At 59.8% G+C, this 18556-nt stretch carries 15 protein-coding genes and 1 pseudogene; 10 read left to right on the forward strand and 6 right to left on the reverse strand.

Features of this window, described 5'->3' with window-relative positions; genetic code table 11:
- The first annotated feature begins 20 nt into the window (after positions 1-20).
- Complete coding sequence (locus ACM5SV_RS00130) at positions 21-824, forward strand: crotonase/enoyl-CoA hydratase family protein (RefSeq protein WP_012755571.1); 804 nt, start codon at positions 21-23, stop codon at positions 822-824.
- A 39-nt stretch (positions 825-863) separates the two neighbouring features.
- Here the strand turns inward: ACM5SV_RS00130 and ACM5SV_RS00135 are convergent, their stop codons facing one another.
- The 3 genes from ACM5SV_RS00135 to ACM5SV_RS00145 all read right to left on the reverse strand — a co-directional run bounded on the left by ACM5SV_RS00135 (position 864) and on the right by ACM5SV_RS00145 (position 5914).
- Positions 864-2651 carry a methyl-accepting chemotaxis protein gene (locus ACM5SV_RS00135; protein WP_419424870.1) on the reverse strand — a complete coding sequence of 596 codons (1788 nt, stop codon included), beginning with the start codon at positions 2649-2651 and terminating at the stop codon, positions 864-866.
- Positions 2652-2873: 222 nt separating this feature from the next.
- The gene (locus tag ACM5SV_RS00140) at positions 2874-5057 is read right to left on the reverse strand and encodes a DUF1217 domain-containing protein (RefSeq protein ID WP_012755569.1); all 2184 of its coding nucleotides are present in this window, start codon (positions 5055-5057) and stop codon (positions 2874-2876) included.
- Between the two features lie 209 nt (positions 5058-5266).
- The gene (locus ACM5SV_RS00145) at positions 5267-5914 is read right to left on the reverse strand and encodes a TetR/AcrR family transcriptional regulator (protein WP_017996244.1); all 648 of its coding nucleotides are present in this window, start codon (positions 5912-5914) and stop codon (positions 5267-5269) included.
- A gap of 163 nt (positions 5915-6077) precedes the next feature.
- On the opposite strand from ACM5SV_RS00145, the gene ACM5SV_RS00150 reads away from it, so the two are divergent.
- The 8 genes from ACM5SV_RS00150 (at position 6078) to ACM5SV_RS00185 (ending at position 14087) form a co-directional block, all read left to right on the forward strand.
- Positions 6078-6956 carry an EF-hand domain-containing protein gene (locus ACM5SV_RS00150; protein WP_222026814.1) on the forward strand — a complete coding sequence of 293 codons (879 nt, stop codon included), beginning with the start codon at positions 6078-6080 and terminating at the stop codon, positions 6954-6956.
- 308 nt (positions 6957-7264) lie between these two features.
- Complete coding sequence (locus ACM5SV_RS00155; protein ID WP_012755566.1) at positions 7265-8557, forward strand: flagellar hook protein FlgE; 1293 nt, start codon at positions 7265-7267, stop codon at positions 8555-8557.
- A 13-nt stretch (positions 8558-8570) separates the two neighbouring features.
- A complete protein-coding gene (gene flgK, locus ACM5SV_RS00160; protein ID WP_017996246.1) occupies positions 8571-10031 on the forward strand; it encodes a flagellar hook-associated protein FlgK in 1461 nt (486 codons plus the stop codon).
- Positions 10032-10033: 2 nt separating this feature from the next.
- A complete protein-coding gene (locus ACM5SV_RS00165) occupies positions 10034-11080 on the forward strand; it encodes a flagellar hook-associated family protein (protein WP_017996247.1) in 1047 nt (348 codons plus the stop codon).
- An 11-nt stretch (positions 11081-11091) separates the two neighbouring features.
- Entirely contained in the window at positions 11092-11466 is a 375-nt protein-coding gene (locus tag ACM5SV_RS00170) for a DnaT-like ssDNA-binding protein (RefSeq protein WP_017996248.1), read from the forward strand.
- A gap of 155 nt (positions 11467-11621) precedes the next feature.
- The gene (locus ACM5SV_RS00175) at positions 11622-12515 is read left to right on the forward strand and encodes a DUF6502 family protein (protein ID WP_419424871.1); all 894 of its coding nucleotides are present in this window, start codon (positions 11622-11624) and stop codon (positions 12513-12515) included.
- On the forward strand, positions 12512-13585 hold the full coding sequence (locus ACM5SV_RS00180; protein ID WP_419424872.1) for a DUF5666 domain-containing protein: 1074 nt from the start codon (positions 12512-12514) through the stop codon (positions 13583-13585). Before ACM5SV_RS00175 ends, ACM5SV_RS00180 begins: the two co-directional genes overlap by 4 nt.
- Positions 13586-13838: 253 nt before the next feature.
- Positions 13839-14087, forward strand: a complete 249-nt coding sequence (locus tag ACM5SV_RS00185; protein ID WP_017996251.1) for a hypothetical protein — start codon at positions 13839-13841, stop codon at positions 14085-14087.
- Positions 14088-14183: 96 nt separating this feature from the next.
- On the opposite strand, the pseudogene ACM5SV_RS00190 reads toward ACM5SV_RS00185, so the two are convergent.
- A pseudogene (locus tag ACM5SV_RS00190) lies at positions 14184-14270 on the reverse strand (type II toxin-antitoxin system VapC family toxin); the annotation flags it as partial.
- Between the two features lie 223 nt (positions 14271-14493).
- Here ACM5SV_RS00190 and ACM5SV_RS00195 point away from each other — a divergent pair.
- Positions 14494-16311 (forward strand): methyl-accepting chemotaxis protein, encoded by a 1818-nt coding sequence (locus ACM5SV_RS00195; protein WP_128440191.1) that lies wholly within the window; start codon positions 14494-14496, stop codon positions 16309-16311.
- Positions 16312-16331: 20 nt separating this feature from the next.
- Here the strand turns inward: ACM5SV_RS00195 and doeB are convergent, their stop codons facing one another.
- Positions 16332-17339 carry a N(2)-acetyl-L-2,4-diaminobutanoate deacetylase DoeB gene (gene doeB, locus ACM5SV_RS00200; RefSeq protein ID WP_222018033.1) on the reverse strand — a complete coding sequence of 336 codons (1008 nt, stop codon included), beginning with the start codon at positions 17337-17339 and terminating at the stop codon, positions 16332-16334.
- 7 nt (positions 17340-17346) lie between these two features.
- Positions 17347-18528, reverse strand: coding sequence for an ectoine hydrolase DoeA (doeA, locus tag ACM5SV_RS00205; protein WP_012755557.1), 1182 nt, complete (start codon positions 18526-18528; stop codon positions 17347-17349).
- Between the last annotated feature and the right edge of the window lie 28 nt (positions 18529-18556).

Genomic DNA, 18556 nt, shown 5'->3' on the forward strand with positions numbered 1-18556 from the left:
ATACCGGAAAGGAAAACCGAATGGCCGACACTGTTTTGATCGACAGCCGCGACGGAATCGCCACGCTCACTCTCAATCGCCCGGAAAAACTCAATGCGCTAAATTACGCCTTGATAGACCGCTTGCTCGCGATCCTCGACGCCATCGAAACCGACAGATCAATCCGGGTGGTCATCCTCACCGGCTCCGGCGAGCGGGCATTCTCGGCGGGCGGCGATATCTACGAATTCTCAGAAAGCGTGGCGCAGGGCGCCGATGTCGCCATGCGCGATTTCGTCGCGCGCGGGCAGCGATTGACAGCGCGGTTGGAAGCCTACCACAAACCCGTCATCGCCGCCGTCAACGGCCTTGCCTTTGGCGGAGGCTGCGAGATCACCGAGGCAGTGCCCCTCGCCATCGCCAGCGAACGCGCCCTGTTCGCCAAGCCCGAGATCAATCTCGCAATGCCGCCGACCTTTGGCGGAACGCAGCGTTTGCCAAGGCTGGCCGGGCGTAAGCGCGCGCTCGAATTGCTGTTGACGGGCGATGCATTCTCCCCGCAGCGCGCCCTCGAACTCGGCCTTGTCAACCAGCTTGTCCCGCATGACGCTCTCATGCCGGCAGCCCACGACCTCGCGCGGCGCATTCTGCGTCATTCACCGCTGGCGGCGGCGAGCATTTTGACGGCGGTGACGCGCGGCATCAACCAGAGCATTGCCGAGGGGCTGCTAATCGAAGGCGAACAATTCGCCCGCATGGCGCCAACCGCCGATCTGCGCGAAGGGCTCGACGCGTGGATCGAGCGCCGCAAGCCGAACTATCCCGGCTCGTGGTCGCTCGATTGATTGTCGCCAATACTGCTGAGAATGGCTCAGCCAGCGTAATCAGAACTCTTCCCAGTCGGACTTCAGCGCGACGGAGGCCGAACCGCGCTGGATGGACGCGAGGGGCGAAGTACGAACGACTTTCAAAGGCGTCGGTGGGGCAGGGTGACGATCCGCCGGCGCAAACGAAGTCCTGGATCTCGGCGCATCGTTGAAACGGAACTGTTCAAGAAGCTCGAAGAGCGCGGCAGCCTCTCGTGCGAGACCATGGCTTGCAGCCGTCTGCTCTTCGACCATTGCGGCATTCTGCTGCGTTCCCTGGTCGACGGTGTTGATGGACTGGCTGATCCCACCGAGCGCAGTCGATTGCTCGCGCGCCGCCTCCACGATCGCCGTGACGTTGGTATTGATTTCGTGAACCTGAGTGGCAATTTCCTGGAGCGCGGATCCGGCATTCGTGACAAGGGCGACGCCGTTTGCGACATGGGAACCGGACGCTGTGATCAGGCTCTTTATCTCCTTGGCAGCTTTCGCCGACCGCTGCGCCAGCTCACGAACCTCCTGGGCAACGACCGCAAACCCCTTGCCAGCCTCCCCAGCTCGTGCCGCCTCGACGCCGGCATTGAGCGCCAAAAGGTTCGTCTGGAAGGCAATCTCATCGATGACACCGATGATATTGGAAATTTCCCGTGACGAGTTTTCAATCTGGTCCATCGCTCCGATGGCGTCACGCACCACCTGGCCGGAATGCTCGGCGTGATTTCTGGCGCGCCCCACGAGTTGACCGGCTTCCTCGGCGCGGCGGCTCGAATCCTTGACCGTCGTCGTGATTTCCTCAAGGGCGGCGGCCGTCTCCTCGACGGATGCCGCTTGCTGCTCGGTACGCTTTGCCAGGTCGTCGGCCGCTGTGCGGATTTCGTTGGAACCGGCTGAGATCGCCTTGGCATTTTTGGCAACCGTTGCCATTGCACCCTTCAACTTTTCCGAGGCGCTGTTGAAGTCGGCACGCAGCCTTTCCAGCGAAGGAATGAAAGGCTTCTGGATCATCTGCGACAGGTCACCGTCCGCAAGATTCGTCAGGCAACGGGCAAGTTGTTCGACATTTTCGACGCGCGCCGTGACATCGGTTGCGAACTTCACGACTTTGAACACTTTGCCGTTCAGGTCGAAAATCGGATTGTAGGAAGCCTGGATGTAGACCTTCCGTCCGCCCTTGCCCACGCGCATGAATTCGTCCGCGACCAGCTGACCGCTCGCAAGTCTCCGCCAGAATTCCTTATAAGCCTCCGACCTCGAGTAGTCGGCTTCACAGAACATCGAATGATGTTTGCCCTGGATTTCGGCAAGCGAATAACCTAGCGCGGACAGGAAGTTGTCGTTCGCGGTCAGGATTTCGCCGACCGGCGTGAATTCGATGATCGCCTGAGCCCGGGACAATGCGTCGATCTTGCCCGAATCCTCGGCAGACTTCAGCTTCTGCGCAGTGATGTCAGTTGCAATCTTGATAACCTTGACCGGCTTCCCGCGTCGGAACACGGGATTGTAGGATGCCTCGATCCAGACCTCGCGCCCGCCTTTTCCGACCCGCTTATATTGTTGTTGATCGAATTTCCCCGCTGACAGCTTTGTCCAGAAAGCCGTGTATTCCGCCGAGGATGCGTAGGCAGGTTCGACAAACATGCTGTGATGTTTTCCGACGATCTCCCTCAACTCGTAGCCGAGCGCCCGGCAGAAGTTTTCATTCGCGGTGAGGATCTTGCCCGATAAGTCAAACTCGATCATGGCCTGCGAATTTGATAAAGCGGCAAGAGCCGCCACAGCATTTGCTCCACGATCAAGAATACTCACGCGCAATCCCCCTAGATTTCATTGCTGTTGGGCCAGCCATGTCGGAAATATTCGCTTATGCTTATTAACGGGGATTTAATTATGAATATAACGCGCAGGATATTTTCTTTTCAACCAGCGCTGCGTTGATCAGGCACATCCTGGCAAAGGCAGCCGGCCCCCTGCCCTGCCGTGGATGGCAATGCACCTCTGTCAGGCTCCCCGAGGAAGGGGGCTTGCCGCTCAACCGCTTTTCAATTGCGCCATAGCAAGCAGCGTATCGGCGCTTATCGTCGCCGAGCCGGTCAGGATCGAAAGGGCTGACGACGTGGTGCCCGTGCCGTTGGCCATGTCATACATGGCGGTGAAGCGTTTGATCAGATCGTCGACTTTGTCAGGATCCGACAGATCCTTCATGTCGATGAAATTGTCGACCATCTCGGCTTGCTTGTCGACGTCCATGTTCGAGACGTAACTGGACAGGTTGAAGGTCGTCGTAAAGAACTCGAAGAGCGCGCTGTCGCCTAGAATGTTATAGGCGCTCGATATCTCCGGCGCCTTGCGCTGGAAGTAAAGGGCAAGGCGCACGCCGGTGTTGCTATCGCCTTGGTCGTCTTCGAGCGTCAGCCTGACATAGGCGTCGATCGTCTCCAGCACATCGCCGCGCTGCTGCACAGTCCCGGTCGGATCGGCGGAAATATTGCCGTCCTGATCGAAATTGAACGCGCCGACGAGTTCGGCGAAACGATTGTCGTCCAGCTTGTTGACATAACTGTCTTCGTCGTCGAGGTCGGAAGAAAACATCTTCTCCAACTCGTCCGACGTGACATCATCAGGGTCGAGCCCCTTCGCCTCAAGCGCAAAGCTAACCAGGCGATCGTCGGCCAGAAATTCGCTGGCCGTCGTGATCGTCGCCATCTGCTCGCGAAAATAGGTGATCTCGTCATTCGCTGCATCGGTCGCCTCGGTCAGTTCGGCGCCTTCGAGGTAGCGGATTTTGTTCTGCTTGTAATAGGCGGCATAGTCGTCGACGACGGATTCCGACATGGCCTGCAAGGGAACGGTGACATCACCATTGTCGTCGAAGTTGAAGGCTTTGCGAAAGGCTACGAACCGGTCGTCGTCGAGGCTGTTGACATAACTTTTCGAGTCCGCGGGATCGCTTTCGAGAATTTTCCGAACTTCGCTTCTCGAAACGCTGTCCGGGTCTATGTCATAGGCGCGCAACGCCATTTCCCACAGTTCCGGAAGATCGTCGTTGTCGTCGTCATCATCGTCATCGTTCGATACCAGGAAATCATCGATCGAGGTGACGCTGGCGATGCGTGTCGTATAGTTGTCGGTGGCATCTTCCGTGCTGGCGTTGGCGACCAGCACCTGATAATTTTCGTCGAAGGCTGCCGTGGTCGTGGCGGTCTGGTCTGAAGTCTGGGCGGTGTCGCCATCGGCAAGATCGCCGTCCTCATCGAAATTGAAGGCGTCGTGCAGGTCGGACAAGCCGATCGCGTCGGCGACGTCGGCGCTTTTCAGCGCCGCGGAAATGAAGTTGTCGGTCTCGCTATCGGTAAGCCCGTAGGCAGTTCTCAGATAGGAAACCAGTTTGTCGTCGCTCATCAACTCATCGACGGAGGTGATGTTGCCGATTTGCGCCGCGAAGTAGGTGTCATAGGCCTCCCCGGTTTCCGAGGAAGCGATCGTCGCCGAGGCCACCGCATAAGCGCTCGTGACCAGCGAGATCTGATCTTCCGACATCACGTCGCCGTCGGTCGAGCCGTCCTCGTTGAAGTTGAAGGCCTTCGCCAGGTTGACATAGACCGCGTCGTCGAGCTGGTTGACGAAACTATCGGCGTCTTCGAGATCGCTCGTCAAAACACTCTTCAGGAAGCTGGTCGAAGTATATTCGGTGCTGAGCCCGAAAGCCGTCAGCACATAGTTCTTCAGCTTCGAACTCGACAGGAGATCGTCGACCGAGGTGATCGACGAGATATTCTCTTCGAAATAGTCCGTCGCGTCCGCGATGTCGTCCGCCTCGGTGTCGAAGGACTCCTCATAAGCATCGAGCAGATTGTCCCGCTGCACGTCCGATTGCGCCGTCTTCGTCTCGCCGGCGAATTTGAAGGCGGCGGCAAACTCGGCATAGCGGGTGTCGCTCAAGCTGTTGGCGAAGCTCGATGAATCGCTGAGGTCACTCTCCAGCACCTTCGTCATGAAGGCCTTGGCATATGTCATGTCTTCAAGGCCGTAGGCCTTCATGGCATAGGAATAGAGCTTGTAATCGCTCATGAACTCGTCGACGGTCGTGACCTTGTCGATGTTTTCCTTGTAATAGGCACTGTCGCGGGAAACCGTTGCCTGCGAAGCCACACTCGAGAGACTGGCGTTCAGATTTCTGGCGACCGAGAGGTAGCTCACATAGGTGGAAACCATCGTCTGTCCCTTTGCATGAGCGCGCGCGCGAAAGCCTGCCGGCAGTCACGGTTGAAACTTTTCATGTTTGCTGAGATGTTTGCCGCCGCTCATGGCGCATACGGACCGCATTTCATGCGGCCGAATCAATTTAATAGAACCGCATGGTACTATAATTATTCGAAAATGCAATAGGAGGTCGAAAACCGAGGGATCGCGGCTCCATCGCGTTAAGCGGCCCCGACGCCCGCCGCAAAGATTGCAATGCAACGCCTGAGATGGGCAAGCAGCACCGCCCGATCAGGCCAGGCCTGAGCGCGCCCTTCCGGCGGACCCATGCCGCCGAAAATCATATCCATCAGCATCCGGGCTCCGCTGGCCGGATCATCAAGCGACAACTTGCCTTCCGCCCTACGGTGGCTCAGCCAGTCGGTGAGGTCCTGCCGGCTGGCAAGCATGCCTTCGCGCTGCAGAATATCGACGAGCTCGGGAAACTGCCCCGCCTCGCGAAAGACGAGTTGCAGGAAACCGGCACGATCCGCGTCCTTGTCCTCATCCATATCGATCATGAAGATGCGTTCGAGGCTCTCGGCGATCGAGATATCTTCAGCAGGCCGCGGCAGGTCGAGCATCAGGCGCCGATGCGCGCCGACCACAGCGGCAAACAGCTCTTCCTTGCTCTGAAACAGCTTGTAAAGCGTCTGTTTTGAAACACCCGCCTCGCTGGCGACGACTGCGGTCGTACTTCCGGCATAGCCGCATTTTACAAAAACGCGGCGGGCAATTTCGACGATATGCGCCCGCTTGTCCTCGTCGCTGGAGACTTTCGGCCGGCCTCGCTTGCGCGGCTCATCTACGGGCTCGTCGGCAACATCCATGATGATCTAGACCGCCTCAACGAAGCGCAAGCCGACGCCCGCAGAAAGGAGACTACGATTTCTGAGGGACGATTTTTTCGGTTGTGGCATTAGTAATTTCGATTTAGAGAACTCATCAGTTCTGTAATGCGTTGCATCCCCACCCTCTATCGATGGAGCGCTTATGACGACCATTTCTGCCGCAACGTCGATCTCTTCCTATTCGTACAGCAAGAGTTCGACGTCAGCATCCCAGGACATCCTATCCTGTAATACGGTTTCGGCAAAAAAATCAACCGCAAGCCAGCAGCTCAGCGAAGACGCGACCAACAGCGCTGAGAAACTCATGTCGCAGTTGATGTCGTTGACGATGAACGGCCTCGCCGGTCAGTCCGCTTCCAGCGAGCAGCAGGACGGCAGCGCAGACATGGACGTTGCGCAGCTGGACAGCGATGGCGACGGGTACGTGAGCAAGGCCGAGTTCGTCACAGCCCGGCCGTCCGATGTGTCGGAGGATGAAGCCGGCACGCTGTTCGACAGCTTCGACAGCGAAGGTTCCGGCTCGCTGTCGGTCGATGCGCTGACCGAGGCCATGTCCGCTCAGCAGTCGGAACGTGCCGAGGGGCCGCCACCCCCGCCACCTTCCGACGATGACGATCTTACATCCATGCTCTCCGATCTCGATACCGACGGCGACGGGCAGCTGAGCAAAGCCGAGTTCGTTGCAGGTCGGCCGTCCGATGTGAGCGAGGAGCAGGCCGGCACGCTGTTCGACAGCTTCGACAGCGAAAGTTCCGGCTCGCTATCGGTTGATACGCTGACCGAGGCCATGTCCGCTCAGCGGTCGGAACGTCCCGAAGGACCGCCGCCGTCCGCTGACGATGACGATGACCAGTTTGCATCCCTGCTCTCCGATCTCGATACGGACGGAGACGGGCTTGTGACATTGGACGAGTTTATGGCGGGTGAGTCGGACGACGTCACCGAAAGCCAGGCGAGCCAGCTCTTTAGTCTGCTCGACGCGTCAGGCACCGGTTTATTGTCTGCACAGTCCACGAGCTGACGGTCGTTAAGCCGTCGCCATTGCGGGCGCTGGAGGATCCGCACTGAGACGGTTTTAAAGCGAACCGGCAGTCGAGCCGGCAGAGCCTTCAGTCGGGTCGCTTGCGAAATATGGAAACGTTCGAATGGTGCGCCGTCACAGGCGCACGGATAACCAGCGCGCGGATGAGCCGAAGCGCCTATCGCCATCACGGGGTCAGTCCAGACAATCAGATCATCGACCGGTGTCGGCCTTGCCCGGCGCCAGCGATGTCGTGCGCCCCGCCCCTCGTCACATGGCATGTTCCCAGACCATAAAGGAATCGAGCCATGAGCATTTTTGGAAGCATGAAAACCGCCGTCTCCGGCATGAGCGCCCAGGCAAACCGGCTGAGCACGGTCTCCGACAATATCGCCAATGCGAACACCACCGGCTACAAAGCCGTTTCCACGTCCTTTTCGTCACTGGTTCTGCCGTCTTCCTCGGGCAATTATAATTCAGGCGGCGTTCAGACATCCGTGCGCCAGGCGATTTCTCAGCAGGGCGACATTTCCTATACGACCTCGGCCTACGACCTGGCGATCTCGGGAGACGGGTTCTTCATCGTGGAAAGCGCCGACGGCACGCCTGTGCTTACCCGGGCCGGCGACTTCTCGGTCGACAGCGACGGCAATCTCGTCAACGGCGCCGGTTTCACGCTGATGGGATATTCCTATGACTCCGGCGTGCCGGCGGTGGTCGTCAACGGCTTCGACGGCCTGGTGCCGGTCAACGTATCCCAATCGGGCTTGAGCGCCGTCGCTTCGAGCAGCGCTTACTTCAGCGGCAACCTGAACTCCGAAGCGACCGTCGTCACGGATACGACGACGCTGCCGAGCGCCAACACGGCAAGCGTCACCGACGACACGCAGAAGATGTCGCTGGTTGCCTATGACAGCCTCGGCGGCACCGTCCAGTACGACTATTACTTCACCAAGACCGGCGTCACGACGGACGCGAGCGGCGCGGTCACCGGCAGCACCTGGGAGGTTGCCGTTTACCGCAATGCCGATGCATCCACCGGCAGCACGACGTCCTTTCCCTACTCTTCCGATGCCGTGAGCGTTGCCACGCTCTCCTTCGACGCCGATGGCCAGCTGACCTCGGCAACCGACACCGACATCGTCGATCCGGTGACGGCCAAGACGATCACCATGGATTATTCCGACTTCACCCAGCTTTCCTCCGACTTCTCGGCAACGGGCTCAGCAGACGGCCAGGCCGCAAGTGCCGTGAGTTCGGTGTCTATCGGTACGGACGGCGTGGTGTCGGTCTCCTATGCGAACGGCGCGACAAAGGCTCTCTATCAGATCCCTCTCGCGACGGTTGCCAGCCCCGACAATCTGACGCTGCTCAGCGGCAACGTCTACAGTGCCAACGGATTGTCCGGCGTCACGGTCACCGGCTTCCCGCAGACGAACGGGCTCGGCTCCATCCAGTCCGGCGCTCTCGAAAGCTCGAACGTCGATCTCGCCGGCGAACTGACGGAGATGATCGAGGCGCAGCGCAGCTATACCGCCAATTCCAAGGTGTTTCAGACCGGCTCCGATATCATGGATGTCCTCGTCAATCTGAAACGATAGGGAGGGCGCCGGCATGTCGCTCACCTCCGCCTTGAACAGCGTGCAAAGTATTTTCAACAATACGGGCCAGCAAAGCAGCGTCATCTCGACGAATATCGCCAATGTCGGAAATTCCGACTATGTGAGACGGGAGGCGTCGGTTACGACGTCTCTTTCCGGCGCCCAGGTCGTCAGCATCAGCCGGGCGCAGGAAACTGCGCTGCTTGCCCAGTATCTGCAAACGAATGCCAAGGACAGCGCCCAGCAGACGCTGGTGACCGGTCTCGAAAGCCTGAAGTCGCTGGTGGGCGGCAATGACTACGAGACCTCGCCGAGTACCTATCTCACGGAATTCCAGCAGGCGCTCCAGACATTCGGCACGTCGCCGAGCAGCACGACATCAGCGCAATCGGCCGCGACCGCCGCGCAGGATCTCGCCAATTCGCTAAATACTGCAAGCGACGGCGTCCAGTCGATCAGAGCCGAGGCGGATGCGGAGATCGCCACACAGGTCTCCACCTTGAATACGCTGCTGTCGCAGTTCGAGGCGGCCAACAATGCGGTCAAGCTGGCGACAGCGACCGGCACCGATACATCCTCGGCACTCGACGAGCGTGAAAAGCTGCTGAAGCAGATCTCCTCGCTCGTCGGCGTCACCTCAACCGTGCGCGACAATAACGATATGGCGCTCTATACCTCTGATGGCACCGTGCTGTTCGAGACCATTCCCCGCACCGTCACGTTCGTATCGACGGCAACCTACGTTGCCGGAACCGAAGGCAATTCCATCTATATCGACGGTGTTGCGCTCGACGCCGGCGAGGGATCGACGACGAGTGCCTCGGGCAGCCTGCAGGCGCTGCTGCAGCTTCGCGACGAGATCGCCCCGACATTCCAGGCCCAACTCGACGAGATCGCCAAATCGCTCGTCCAGATCTTCTCGGAAACCGACGGCAGCACGAGCGCGCCGGGACTTTTCGTGTGGACGACGGCGTCGGGCGCAACCGGGGCAACACCTGCTGCTTCCGACGATACGACAGGGATCGCCTCCACCATCGCGGTCAATCTAGCCGTCGTCACGAGCGAGGGTGGTGATGCGACAAAGCTGCGCGATGGCTCCATCAGCGGCATCACCGATCTCAACACCGCGGGAAACAGCGGCTTCTCGGACAATCTCGACGCCCTGTATCAGGCGCTGACGGAACAGCGCTCGTTCTCTTCCGACGCCGGTCTCTCCACGTCACAAAGCCTGACGGACTACGCCAGCGCCTCCATCGGCTGGCTCGAACAATATCGAAGCGATGCCACGTCGGCCTCCGAAACAACGGCTGCGGCCTTGTCACGCTCCGACGAGGCCTATTCCAACGAAACCGGCGTCAACCTCGACGAGGAACTGACGCTGCTTCTCGACATCGAACAATCCTACAAAGCGGCGACGAAGATCCTGAACGTCATCGACGAGATGTTCCAGTCGCTCCTCGACATAGCGAGCTAGTCATGAAAGCATCTTTTGTCTCATCATCGGCGATGCAGAATGTTTTGCGGCTCACCATCAGCCAGTCCCAAAACAAGCTGCAGCAGGCCTCGACGGAAGCAACGACGGGAACCTACGCCGATATCGGCGTATCCCTCGGCAACGGCGCTGCAAAGTCGATCAATCTCACCAGCGCTATCGCCCAGGCTGCCTCGTTCAAGACGAGCAATGCCGTCGTCGAGTTGCGGATGGACGCATCGCAAACCGCCCTTTCGAGCCTCAAGGATGCCGGCGACAGCCTGGTCTCAAACCTGACGGCGCTCCAGGCGAGCCAGGATACGACAAGCATCGCCGTTGCCCTGCAGACGGCGGGCGCCACGATTTCGCAGTTGGTCTCGACGGCAAACACGTCGGTCAATGGCGAATTCCTGTTCGGCGGGACGAACCTCGACAGCCAGCCTCTGAGCGATCAATCCTCGGCGGTCTCGGATACGATCGTTTCGGGGCTGAACGATTATGCAACCGGTCTCGGAAAAGACGTCAACGAGTTGACAGGCGAGGAAATTGGCAGCTTCATCACGGACACGGTCGAGCCGATGTTCTCCGAGAGCGCCTGGACGGACACTTCCGACGGCTGGTCGACCGCTTCCAGCACCGACATGACGAGCCGGATTAGCGGATCGGAAACCATCACCTCGTCGACCAACGCCAATTCCGAAGGCATGCGTTATCTCGCGCTGGCATCCGTCGTCGTCTCCGCCCTCTTCGGCCAGGATCTCAGCTCCGACGCACAGAGCACCGTCGCATCCAAGGCGATCGCCTATGCGGCGCAGGCGACCTCCGGGATCGTGACGCAGCAAAGCGAACTCGGCCTCGCGCAAGAGCGGCTCGAAAAGGCAAATGACGCCCTCGACGCTCAATCCACTCTGCTTCAGGGAAACCTCGTCGATCTCCAGGGTGTGGATACCTATCAGGCTTCGACGCTCGTCAACCAGCTGCAGACGCAATTGGAAACGGCCTACACGCTCGTCTCGAAACTCCAGAGCCTGAGCCTGGTCAACTATCTCTGACGGATTGAAAAATGCGGGAATTCAAGCGGATGCAAATACCGGCCTTAGCGAGGGAGCCCAACACGACGTGTTCCGAAATCGTGGCGGAAGCGGCCTTCGCGCTTGCTTCCGGCATCATCGATACGATCCCCTTCGTCGGCAGCAAACTCGACGAGCAACAGACGCGGGCATGGCCACGATCGGGTGTCTTCACGGATGACGGCGTCGAGATGACCGGTACGCCCCCTGAAATATTTCAGCTTTGCGAGCTGCTGGCAGCCCACATCGAGAAAGGCACGTCCTTCGACGTTTTTGAGGTTTTCCACAAGATTGCGCGCATCGACCGGCTGATCGACTGGCGCCATGGCGCAGTGCTGTCACCCGAACCGCATCCGGTAACGCATTGACAGAAGGCGCAAAATATCTTCCGAATAGCGGCGCGATCACGGCCGCGCCACCAGGAAGCATGGCATAAGCCGGTCTTGCATATGGCTCGTCCGTTGCGGCAGTCTGGACTTTCCCATAGGGGAGACTGAAGACGATTGTCGAAGGTCTGCCGGCAATGGTCTTTCAGAGACCGAGTGTGTTGTTAATGTCGAAGCCGCGCGCAAAGCTTCCGTTCTCCGAAGAGACCTTGCAGGCCATGCTGATCCGCGTGCTTCGCCCGCTGGTCAAGCTCGCACTCGCCTCCGGCTTCAACTTCATCTCGTTTTCGACCGTTCTTCGCCGCCTCTATATCGAGGTCGCGGAGAAGGAATTTGCGCTGCCGAACAAGAACCAGACGGATAGCCGCATCTCGCTTCTGACCGGCATTCACCGCAAGGACGTCAACCGGCTGCGCGGACAGGTGCTTGCGGCATCCTTCCTGACCACCGGCGTTTCGCAGACGAGCCGCATTCTCGCCAGATGGCTTGCCGATCCGTTTTATTGCGATGCGGAGGATCGGCCGAGCGCCCTGCCCCGGACCTCCACCGACGGCGGTCCGTCATTCGAGAGCCTGGTGAGCGACATCACCAAGGACTTCCACCCCCGCTCCATCCTGGACGACTGGCTGGATAAAGGCATCGTCGTTGTCGATCAGAACGGCTGGATCCAGCTCGACCTTTCATCGATCGTCCCCAATGCCGGTGACGAAGCCCGCCGGCATTATTTTACGCGCAACCTCCGTGACCATGTGCAGGCGTCGGTCATGAACCTGATGAACGAGCCTCCTCCCTACTTCGAACGTGCGGTTCACTACGACGGGATGTCCCCCGAGCTGGCGGCCCGGCTCGACGAGATTGCGCGGCAGGAGGGGATGGCGCTGCTCCTGAAACTCAACAAGATCGCCCATCAGGCCATCAAGGACGACCCCGGCGGCAGCAGCCGCTGGATCACCGGGCTCTATGTCATGACCGAGGAGGGCGAGGCCGATCTTCAGCCAGACGCCGCATCGAAGACGGAGACGGGCGAATGACCCCGTCGGCGATCTCGAGAAGGCAATTTCTGCTGGCCGGAATAGCGCTTCAGGTCCTGGGGCCGAAGATTGCCGCCGCGCAGCCGACGGGCACCAGCGATCATGGCATCGGCGGATCCGGACTTTCCATCCAGGGCGGCGGGGAGAACGAAGATCACGGCATCGGTGGAACGGGCATCGTCGGAACCATCCAGGGCTTTGGAAGCATCATCGTCAACAACATCCACATACCGTTCAGTGCGACGACACCGATCGAAATCGACGGCCGGCGCGTTCGCGCGAGCGCGATGAAGGTCGGTCATGTCGCCCGGGTGCTGCTGACGGGCAAGCTTGCCGCCCGCATCACCATCGCCAGCGAAGTCCAGGGCCGCATCGACCGGATAGACAAGACCGGCATTACCATACTGGGGCAGACGATCGACACGACGGGTGTCGCGACGAAGGGCCTGCGCAAGGGCAAGCGGGTCGCCGTGTTCGGCATCCGCAAACCTGACGGTACGATCATTGCCCGGCGCATCGAGCCCCGCTCCGTTTCCGAAGGCGCCCATGTTCGCGGCATCCCTGTCAAGAGCAGCAATCGCGTCCTGCTCGGCGGCCTTTCGCTTGGAAGCACGCATGGATACCTGGCCGGCAAGCAAACGCTCGTGCGTCTCAAGGCCGTCGCCGATCGATTAATCATCACGCGCATTCAGGCTGAACCCCTGGTGCCGGGCTTGAAACAAGGCATCGTCAACGTCGAGACCTTCCAGCCGACGGATAAGGACAGGCCGGGCGCGGGACCCAGAGGCTCCGCGCCTTTCGGTACGACGCCGCCATCTCCTGATGGTCATGGCTTCGTCGATGTCGGCGTGCGGGACTCAAGCAGAATGACCGGCTTTCCCGACGGGCGCATTCCGCACGACTTCGGTTCGCGACGTCCAGGTGGCCCTTCGGATCGACCGCCTCCCGATCGTTCGCCCTTCGGCAGAGACGGGCCGGACCGAGATTTTCCTGCTCCGGATAGAGGCGGGGCGCCACCGCAGGACGGCCCGCCTCCTGGGCCGCCGCCCCCGGGGCCGGGTCCGCACTGAAAACGCTGTCATCGGCATTGACAAATGGGAAATTTTCCCATTTATTGTTCATGCGAATTCTACTCCGGGTGATTCCAGGAAGGGTTTGCCGATTGGCTAACGTGTCCGCCCCACACCCGCTAGCCAATCGTTTGATTTTCAATCGTTCCGAGACTGTCAAACCATGTTCTTGAGTCATCGCAGGAATGGCCCATCCTGTAGGCTGGATGGCGCCATCAGAACCAAACCGTCATCGCCCAAGAGGAATCAGGAATTGTTTTTGCTGGAACGCGAACCAGACATGTCGGTGGAGATGGACGAACCGACCATCGTTGCAACCTGGGAAAACCGCGCTCAAATCATCGAAATTATGAGCAGCGCACGCACCATGAGCCAGGAATTTCAAGATCTTTGGAACAGCAGCGGCGGAACGGGCCGGCTCAGCCAGGAAAACACGGACAGATTGGTCGAGCTTCTGCGCGAGATCGGCAGCCTGAACGAAAAGCTCATGCGCTTGGCTTGAAAGGCCTCTCAGCTACGAACGCCAAGCATGTTTCGGGAATTCAAAATGCCATGGTGAGATCAACTCAAGACCTGTGGTCGCAAAGTCCCCCAGGTTTCACGTCGCAAGCCGACCGCCTCTAACCCGCGCAATCGCGGCTATCATGCCATCTGGAGCCGACATTCCACGCCCTCGACGAGCAGCAAGAGGTTCAGCCAAGTTGGTGTCCCTTCACCTGTGTGCGCAGCATTAACCTGTCAGCCATCAAGGATGACAAATGATGGCTTGATACCACAAGTATTCATGGCTCTTATTCCGCCTAGATCTCCAAAATAATTAACCATATTTCAGTGTTCTCACGACATAATACTGCACCAGGGATCAGGCGTCTCGAACCGGAGAAGCCATATTATTCGGGAGACAGTCCTTGGCATTCACTATTGCCCGTAGTTTGGTTGCGTTTGGTGTCGCCGTTTCAGCAGGCCTTTTCATGTCGATTGGATTGCAGCAGTCGGCGCTCGAAAGGCTGAAAGTCAACGGGCCGGTGTACGAACAGGTCGTCTACGGCAAGGATTTGATCGCCGATATTCTGCCGCCGCCACTGTTTGTGGTGGAATCCTACATGCTGTCCTTCGAGGCGAGCAAATTTCCAGAGCTCACAGAAACCAATCTTGCCAAGATCGCAAATCTCAAAGCCGCTTACGACGACCGCCGTGCCTATTGGAAAACCACCCGGCTGCCGCAGGCTTTGAAGGACGAGCTTGAAAACGATGTCATCGCCAAGGGCGATGCATTCTGGGGAGTGATGAACCGTGAGATCATCCCGGCCCTGAACGCCAAGGACGAAGACAAGGCGCATGGTGCGATCGAGCAGCTGCGCGTCGCCTTTCATTCGCACCAGGACGCGGTCGAGAAACTCGTTGCCAATTCCGACGCCTTCCTGAAGGGCGAGGAGCGCAATGCCGCCTCGGAGATCGTCACCTGGACGATCTATGCGGGTGCTGCAGGCTTCGGATCGTTCGGGCTTTTGCTGGTGGGGCTTTATCTCCTGCGTCGACGGGCGATCGTGCCGCTCGATGGCATGAAGGCCTATATGGGCAACCTTGCCGAAGGCGACTTTTCGACCGATGTTCCCTATGCCAAGCGGTCCGACGAGATCGGAGCCATGTCCAAGGCCGTGGCGGTATTCCGCCGCAACGCGCTCGAACGGCAGGAGGCGCAGAAGCGCGAGACCGCACTTCGCGACGCGGAATTTGAGCGCGAACGCAGCCAACTGGCCGAAAGAGCCGCCGAGGAGCAGATCCGCGAAACGGTGATCGATCGGTTGACATACGGCCTGGAACAGCTGTCGACCGGCAATCTCGATTGCCGGATCACGACGCCGTTCGCCGCCGCCTACGAGACTTTGCGCGCCAAGTTCAACGACAGTATGGACGCGCTTTGCGCTTCGATGGCGGAGATCGCCCAGACCTCCAAGCAAGTGGGCAGTTCCTCGGCCGGCATCACCGATGCGGCCGACAGTCTTGCGTCGCGCACGGAACAGCAAGCCGCAATGCTCGAGGAGGCCACAGCCGCGCTCGATGAGATGAATACCAAGGCGAAAGACGCCTCCGCTCATGCCGGCAAGGCAACCGGTATGATGGCCGAGACCCGCACCAGCGCCGAACATTCGGCAGCCGTCGTTCGCGAAGCAATCGCCGCCATGGAAAGGATCGAAGGCTCGTCCTCCCAGATCGGCGATATCGTCAATGTCATCGATGAAATCGCCTTCCAGACCAATCTTCTGGCACTCAATGCCGGGGTTGAAGCCGCCCGTGCGGGCGAGGCGGGCAAGGGTTTTGCCGTGGTGGCGCAGGAAGTGCGCGAACTCGCTTTGCGCTCGGCCAACGCCGCCAAGGAGATCAGAGGACTGATTTCCACTTCCTCGTCTCAGGTCTCCAGCGGGGTGCAGCTTGTCAACCGCACCGGCAAAGCGCTGCTGGAAATCGAAGGACAGGTCGAGCAGGTTGCCGGGCTGATCGCCCGCATCGTTTCGGTGTCCGCCGAGCAGGCGGTGGCGATCGGTGAGATTAACGCCTCCGTCAACGCCCTCGATCAGGTAACGCAACGCAACGCAGCCATGGCCGTCGAAACCGCCTCGGCCTGCCGGGCGCTTGGCAGCCAAACGCAGACGTTGGAAGGGGTGGTAAACCGCTTTCAGATCGACGCGGCGGCCGGCGGGTCAAGACCGCAGAAAGCGGCTTGACGTGTGATCGTCGATCTACCTTAGTCGTCGACGATCGCCACGACGGCAACACAGTCACCAGCCTTGACCAGCCCCGGGAAATGCCGGGCACAGAGAATACCGTTCATGCCGGCGCGAATCTCGCGCGGCGCCACCCCGGTCCGCCCGGTCGGATAGATGCGCGCGATCACCGCATCGTCAGTGACGGCTTCACCGAGATCGATGACAGGTTCGATCAGACCTCCCTCTTCCGCGAAGGAGAAGCAGCGGCCGTCCGGCATGTTGAGCCAAGTCGTCGGACCGGGATCGACGGCGCCGGCGACAATCCCTGCGTGGCGTAGCACGTTCATGGTGCCGCGCTTGGCAATCGCCGCACTTTTGGCCGTGGCGGTGCCGCCGCCGCCGAGTTCCGTGGTGATGAAGATCTTGCCCATCTCCTCGGCCGCGGTGTCGTACATGCCGACCGCATCGATCTCCAGCATCTTCATCGAATAGGGTGCCGCAAACGCTCTCACGAATTCGAAAGCTTTTTCCTGCTGCTGCTTGTTCGGCAGGATGTGGGCTGCGCAGAACGGCAGAAAATCGAGCGTCTTGCCGCCGGAATGGAAGTCGAGGACGAGATCCGCCATCGGCAGAAGCACACGGCTGAAATAGTCGGCGATCTTCTCGGTCACCGTGCCGTCCGGCCGGCCCGGGAAGCTGCGGTTCATGTTGCCCCTGTCGATCGGCGAGGTTCTGGTTCCCGCTTCGAATGCCGGATAATTCATGGCCGGCACGATGATGACTGTGCCCCTCACCTCTTCGGCCTTCAGCGTGCGGGCAAGATCGAAGAGCGCGATCGGTCCTTCATACTCGTCGCCGTGGTTGCCGCCGGTCAGAAGGGCCGTGGGGCCCGTGCCGTTCCGGACGACCGTTATCGGCACCATCACCGATCCCCAGGCGGAATCGTCGCGGCTGTAAGGCAGACGCAGGAAGCCGTGCTGGATGCCCTCGGCGGCGAAATTGACCGTCGCGCTGATCGGCGACGGCCGCAAGCCAATCTCTGTCATGACAGCCTCAATCCTTGACCATCAGCCTGCGCGGCACTTTGGCGAAGCACTCGACGCCGCTGTCGGTGATGAGGATGCTCTCGGTCGTTTCGAAACCCATGTCGTCGAGCCAGAGACCGGTCATGAAATGGAAGGTCATGCCGGGCTTCAGCTCCGTCCGATCGCCCGGTCGCAGGCTCATAGTGCGCTCGCCCCAGTCCGGCGGATAGGAAAGGCCGATCGGATAACCGGTGCGGTTATCCTTGACGATCCCGTATTTCTTCAGCACCGCGAAGAAGGCGTTGGCAATATCCTCGCAGGTATTGCCGGGTCTGGCGACTGCAAGACCGGCTTCCATGCCTTCCAGCGTCGCCTTTTCGGCATCAAGAAAGGCCTGCGTCGGCTTGCCGAGGAAGACGGTGCGCGACAGCGGCAGGTGATAGCGGTTGTAGCAGCCGGCGATCTCGAAGAAGGTGCCCTCGCCCTTCTTCAGCGGCCGGTCGTCCCAGGTCAGGTGCGGTGCCGATGCCTCGACGCCGGACGGCAGCAGCGGCACGATCGCCGGATAATCACCGCCGATGCCGTCGACGCCGCGGGTGCCGGCATCATAGATTTCCGCGACCAGATCGCACTTGCGCATGCCGACTTCGATCTTGTCGAAGATGCGGGCGTGCATCGCCTCGACGATTCGGGCGGCATTGCGCATATAGCCGATCTCGGTGTCGCTCTTGACGGCTCGCTGCCAGTTGACGAGGGCGGTCGCGTCGACAAAGCGCGCGTTCGGCAAATGTTTTTGCAGCGCCGCAAAGGCCGCCGCCGAAAACCAGTAATTGTCCATCTCGACACCGATCGTCAGCTTGCCGAAGCCGCGCTCGGTCAGGATGCCCGAGAGGTAGTCCATCGGGTGGCGCTCGGTCGACTGCACGTAGTGATCGGGATAACCGACGATGTTGTCGTGCTTCAGATAGGCAGTGAATTTGGCGCCGTTGGCATCCTGGCCGCGGCCGAACCAGATCGGCTCGCCCTGCGGCGGCACGATCACCGCCTGGTGCACGTAGAAGGACCAGCCGTCATAGCCGGTCAGCCAGGCCATATTCGACGGATCGCTGACGATCAGCAGGTCGACACCCTTCGCCTCCATGGCACGCCGTGTCTTTTCCAGCCGCGCGGCATATTCGCCGAGCGAGAATTTGAGTTTGGGCTTTGTCATGTTTCTTCCCTTCTCTTCCGGCGCCGCG

The sequence above is a fragment of the Rhizobium sp. CRRU65 genome (assembly GCF_048551595.1).
Lineage (GTDB): Bacteria > Pseudomonadota > Alphaproteobacteria > Rhizobiales > Rhizobiaceae > Rhizobium > Rhizobium leguminosarum_J.